Below are 2,778 nucleotides of genomic sequence, written 5' to 3' on the forward strand. Positions count from 1 at the left end.
TCAGAAGTGAAACGCTGTAGCGCCGATGGTAGTGTGGCATTCGCCATGCGAGAGTAGGACACTGCCAGGCACCCAATTAAACGGTGATGTGAAGAATCACATGACCGGCTGCGAGGATGACACCTCACAAACAAGCAGCAAAAGATTTAGCGAAAGCTAACCGAATGCGGAGCGGTAGTTCAGTCGGTTAGAATACCGGCCTGTCACGCCGGGGGTCGCGGGTTCGAGTCCCGTCCGCTCCGCCACTAAATTGAAAGGCCTTCCCTGACGGGAAGGCCTTTTTGCTTTCTGACATTTACCCAATCCCTCATCCTCAGTGCAGGTGGCTTGGCCGGGTTATCCTCATTTCCCTACACGACCATCTCCGCCTTGCCGAATGGCATCCACGCTTCATTCGTGGTCACACATATAGACAGTTCAGGGATGACTCAACAATCTGCCTGGCGGAGCAGAAGCCAGTGGCCATTGTTACCTGGAATCAGTCGCCAGGATTACTCTGGCTGGTTGGCCGCGGCTGATCTGCTGCGCTCTGGGGGCCTAGTGGATGTCGCTGAGCATAGACGAGGGAGGGCGCAGGAAAGGTAAGGTGCGCTACTGTGGCTGAGTCTGATGGGGTTATCCAGGATGCAGAGGATATCTGGTAAAAGCGTGATGTTGTAGGACCGCTCAGGCTGATTCCATTTCCTGTTGTGTGGCGGGCATGGGGTGCACAAAAGAAAAGGGGACAGCATCTGCTGTCCCCTCAAGTCATTTCGTCCATTCCCTGAACTGCCATGCTCCCTGCAATCCTTGACGCTATCCTTTCCTTTGGAAATTCCCCTTCCCAATCCGTTGGGGTGTCCTGTGGCCTTCCTAGCCTGGCAATCTGCCCTGATTGCTTCACCCTCTCCTTCCTGGAGGTGTCCATTACCACATCCCGTGGTGTTCCTGCGTCATCCTGACTGATAACCATCCTGGCTATCACGCTTCATCTTGAAGCTGTTCCTGACCGCGTCTTGCGGTGTCCTTTCATCCTTGATGAGCGACAATCCGTGCCACTCAACCTCATCCCGAGGTCTCCAACTACCGCATCCTGCGGTTGTCCTGTCGATCCTTGTGATAACCATCCTGGCTATCAACCCCATCCCGAGGTGTTCCTTGCCCACATCCTGCAGGCTATTCCTTGTTTATGCGCTGTTTCTGCATCCTGCCGAATCAGGCCGTCCTTGTGAGACCCATACTAAGGCAATTGCAGGCTCGAACAAGGTGTGCATTCGGCTTGGGTTCCGTGACGCGCGGTGCAGAAATGGATTGGCGTGGTATATTGTTCATTATTATCAGTGTGTTAGTTAGTTTCTGTGGAAAGCATACAGAGTGTGGGATGGCTTCACGTACGGTTCAACACTGAGGGGTCTTACAGGGGGAATGGCAGATCTCTTACAAGCAGAAATCGGTAGGAAAACGATGGTATAGCCGCTTCAATCAGGGGTGTAAGAGTTCAAAATTAATTGAATACTTATGCTTTAAAAGTAGACAAAAGCCGAGATAAATCTCGGCTTTGTATTGTCTGCTGGTTTCTTTAGCTGACCCTTGTCCCAGGAGTCGGGTAGGCCTTGCGCAGTGATTCGGGTGCAAGTACCTCCAGGTTGCCGCTCATGTTGTTCAGCCAGGAGCGGAACTCGGGCGTATCTTGCACTTCGGTCTCCACCACCACGCTGCGCTTGTCGTAACGGGTCATACGCGGGTTATGTCCCGGGATTTGTCCATCGATCAGTGTCGGACAGTTGGCATCGATGCGCCCGACGAAGCGGATCGGACCGCTGACGTCCTGATAACCCTGGTCGCGGATTAGCTTCTGGATATTGAAGTCCTTCGGCTGGGTCGCGCTGAAGTTGGTCAACTCCACGTTCTTGATGTGATCGAACGGAATGCCGTAGACCTTGGGATCCAGCTCGGACAGGGTACAGAGCAGGATGGGGCCATCGGGCTGGTTCAGGATGCCGAGGGGATTGATGCGGTCATAGCAGAGCCAGACAGTACGCTCCTTGATGACACGCTGGATCTCGGCGCTGAACTTGCGGCCACGCCAGAGGGCGTCGCGGATCAGGGTGCTGCGGCGGATCTCCGGATTGCCGGCGAAGGGGCGAGGTGACTGGTGCACGCTCTCCAGCCAGCGCTCGGCCAGTTCGCTCTGGCTGTCGCGGATCACCTGACCAGCCTTGTCGATCAGCGGGTTCAATTCGGTCAGCACGCTTGCCGGCAACAGTTGGCTTGCCTGGTCGCTCCAGGTTTTCAGGGCCACTGCCAGCGAGAGCGGCATGATGTTGGCAAAGTCATTGAGACCATGGCGCTCGAAGCACCAGCCATGAGGCTTGCTGCGCTCATCGGAGGTGAGGTCGAACAGTCCCATGCCGGACATCTCTTCCAGGTCCCGTTGCACGGTACGGAGACTGACGTGAATGCCTTCCTCTTCCAGTTTTACCTGGAGTTGGCTGGCGGTCAGCTTGTAAGGGCGGTGCGGGATGCAACGCGCCAAGGTCAGTTGTCGTAACAGCTTCTTACTCATGGTGCATGCCTTCACTGGTTTAGCGTTGAGTGTATCCTAGCCATGGCCTGCGACAGTCTATGTCGCAAGTTTTGCTGCGACAACTGTCGCCATTTTCATACATGAAGAAACAAAGCATTGATAAATAAAACAAAATAACAATGGAAAGGGGTTGTTTGATACCAATCGGATTAAACATTAGGTCAGTTTTATCCAATCTCGGCTACAAAGTGACATCACCCGCTCCACATCGG

At 54.2% G+C, this 2,778-nt stretch carries 1 protein-coding gene and 1 tRNA gene; one reads left to right on the forward strand and one right to left on the reverse strand.

What is annotated here, in order from left to right; translation table 11 throughout:
- Positions 1-168 precede the first annotated feature (168 nt).
- Positions 169-245: transfer RNA gene (locus PG892_RS21930), tRNA-Asp, on the forward strand.
- Positions 246-1,558: 1,313 nt separating this feature from the next.
- On the opposite strand, the gene PG892_RS21935 is transcribed toward PG892_RS21930, so the two are convergent.
- Positions 1,559-2,545 (reverse strand): helix-turn-helix transcriptional regulator, encoded by a 987-nt coding sequence (locus tag PG892_RS21935; protein ID WP_029313511.1) that lies wholly within the window; start codon positions 2,543-2,545, stop codon positions 1,559-1,561.
- Positions 2,546-2,778: the final 233 nt, after the last annotated feature.

It is taken from the genome of Aeromonas sp. QDB68, from assembly GCF_027707405.1.
In the GTDB taxonomy this organism is placed as follows: domain Bacteria; phylum Pseudomonadota; class Gammaproteobacteria; order Enterobacterales; family Aeromonadaceae; genus Aeromonas; species Aeromonas caviae.

Excerpts from the sequence above, each read along its gene's own strand:
- PG892_RS21935 (WP_029313511.1), bottom strand. The coding sequence starts at position 2,545 with ATGAGTAAGAAGCTGTTACGACAACTGACCTTGGCGCGTTGCATCCCG.